Raw genomic sequence first — 2,632 nt, 5'->3', positions numbered from 1 at the left:
TTCGCGCAGCATTCCGATGATCTGCTCGACCGTGTGTCTCTTGCGATGCATTTCGAAGTCCTCCTCGGCCTCCCGGCCGTGTGGACTCCCATTCTAACTGGTCTCACCCGCGGGGGGCACTCCAGCCACCCTCTCCCAAGTCTGGGAGAGGGGATGAACTGTCCGTAGCCGTCAGCCCTCTCCCGCATGCGGGGGAGGGTGGCGAGCCTAAAGCGAGCCGGGTGGGGGCCTCACGGGAGGGGTCCGCCGCGGCAGCCTGGTCACCCCATCAGCGTCGCCATGATCGCCTTCTGTACGTGCAGGCGGTTCTCGGCTTCGTCCCAGACGCGGGAGCGGGCGCCCTCGATCACCCCGTCCGTGACCTCCTCGCCGCGGTGGGCGGGGAGGCAGTGGAGGAAGATGGCGCGCTCGGAGGCCGTGTCCATCATCTCCTCGCTCACGCAGTAGCCTGCGAAGTCGCGCATCCTCTTCGCGGTCTCCTCCTCCTGGCCCATGGAGGTCCACACGTCGGTGTTCACCACGTCGGCGCCCTCGACGGCCTCGCGCGGGTCGCTGGTGGTGAGGATGGTGGCGGCGCCCTTCGCGCGCTCCAGGATCTCCGCGTCGGGCTCGTACCCCTGCGGGAAGGCCAGGCGCAGCTCGAAGCCGAAGCGGTAGGCGGCGTTCAGCCAGGAGTTCGCCATGTTGTTGCCGTCTCCCACCCACGCCACCTTCACCCCGGAGAGGTCGTCGCCGAAGTTCTCGCGGATGGTCTGCAGGTCGGCCATGATCTGGCAGGGGTGCAGCAGGTCGGTGAGCCCGTTGATGACCGGGACGGAGCCCCACTCCGCCAGCTCCTCCGGCTCGGCCTGGTCGAAGGTGCGGATCATGATCCCGTCCACGTAGCGCGAAAGGACCCGCGCGGTGTCGCGGATGGGCTCGCCGCGGCCCAGCTGGATGTCGCGGGAGGAAAGGAAGAGGGCGTGCCCGCCGAGCTGGAAGGTACCCACCTCGAAGGAGACGCGGGTCCGGGTGGAGCTCTTGGCGAAGACCATCGCGAGCGTCTTCCCCGCGAGCGGCTTCTCGGTGTACTCGCCGCGCTTCATGCGGGCGGCGAGGTCCAGGATGTCGTACAGCTCCTCCCGGGAGAAGTCCGGGATGGCGAGGAAGTGGCGCGTCTGGTTCCGGCTCATTGCGGGATCTGCGCTGGAGGTGTCGGTCGCCGGCCGCGGGGGCCGGCCCGGTCGCGCGGGAAGATAGCACGCCCCTCCGGCCCCGACCACACCCCCGCGCGGACCCTTCCAGGCGCGATGGCGTATTAGGCCCCTGCGCCCCGCGCCGGCCGTCCGCCCCCCCGGCGGCCCCTGCTTCCCTCAGCTTCGACACCGGACCCATGAAGCGGATCCTCGCCCTGTTCTCCCTCCTCGCCGCCGGGCTGGCGGCGTGCGACAAGGACCCTGTCGGGCCCGCGCCCAGGCGCCTCACGGTGGGGGAAGAGGTCCAGCTCAACGTCCAGTTCGACGACAACTGCGGCAAGGCGGTCCTCCGCACCGGGCGGGTGGTCGCGGTGTCCCAGCGCGCCATCGTCGTGGACGACACCGGCAACCCGGCGGGCGGCTTCACGGAGGCCGACTACCAGGCGCTCGCCGAGCAGTACGACCGGCTCGTCTGGCCGGTGGCGACCCGGAACTTCGGGGAGCCGCACGACATGGACCGCAACGAGCGGGTGATCGTCTTCTTCACCCGGGCCATCAACGACCTCACGGCTCCGGGCGCGTCGTCGTTCGTCAACGGGCTCTTCTACTCGCGCGACCTCTTCCCCAGGAAGCAGACCAAGGCCCTGGGCGCCTGCGCGTCCAGCAACGAGTCGGAGCTGCTGTACATGCTGGTCCCGGACCCGGCGCGGGGGGGGGTGTTCACGAAGGAGAACGTCCTCCGGGGGACGCTGGGGGTGATGGCGCACGAGACACAGCACCTGATCAGCGCCTCCCGGCGCCTGTACAAGCTGAGCACGCCGGGCGACGGGTGGAACGAGGTGGTATGGCTGAACGAGGGACTGAGCCACATCGCGGAAGAGCTGGTCTTCTACGAGGCGGGCGGGCTGGGGCCCCGGCGCAACCTGGACCGCCCGACGCTCCAGTCGTCCAGGACGTACGCGGACGCGTTCAATGCCTACATGGCCCAGAACACCGGGCGCCTGCAGAGCTTCTACCAGGATCCCGAGCGCAACTCGCCGTACGAGACCGACGACGACCTTGCGACGCGCGGCGCGATCTGGAACTTCCTGCGCTATGCGGCGGACCGCCGCGCGGGCGACGACCGTGCGCTCTGGCACGCGCTGGTCAACTCCTCCCAGACGGGGATGGCGAACCTGCGCTCCGCGTTCGGCACGGATCCGGTCCCGCTCTTCCGCGACTGGGCGGTCTCGCTGTACCTGGACGACGCGGTCCCCGGCGCGGAGGCGCGCTTCACGCAGCCGAGCTGGAACTTCCGCTCCATCTTCCTGAACGGGATCCCTCTGCGGACGCGGCGGCTCACGGAGGGCGCGACGACCGCCTTCTCGCTGGACGCGGGCGGCGCGGCGTACCTCCGCTTCGGAGTGGGCGCCGGGCGCGCGGAGCTGCGTGCCACCTCCGGCGGCGCGGCGCCCTCC

Annotated in this window: 2 protein-coding genes; one reads left to right on the top strand and one right to left on the bottom strand. The window is 70.3% G+C overall.

Annotated elements, in window-relative coordinates:
* Window positions 1-260: 260 nt before the first annotated feature.
* Window positions 261-1,172, bottom strand: a complete 912-nt coding sequence (argF, locus tag VGR37_11240) for an ornithine carbamoyltransferase (GenBank protein ID HEV2147966.1) — start codon at window positions 1,170-1,172, stop codon at window positions 261-263.
* Window positions 1,173-1,372: 200 nt separating this feature from the next.
* Between argF and VGR37_11235 the strand changes: the two genes are divergently transcribed.
* A partial coding sequence (locus tag VGR37_11235) for a hypothetical protein (protein HEV2147965.1) occupies window positions 1,373-2,632 on the top strand: 1,260 nt, incomplete at its 3' end.

The sequence above is a fragment of the Longimicrobiaceae bacterium genome, assembly GCA_035936415.1.
In the GTDB taxonomy this organism is placed as follows: Bacteria; Gemmatimonadota; Gemmatimonadetes; order Longimicrobiales; family Longimicrobiaceae; genus JAFAYN01.
Note: the sequence above shows the minus strand (reverse complement) of the source record. Positions and strands in the feature narration are given on the sequence as shown.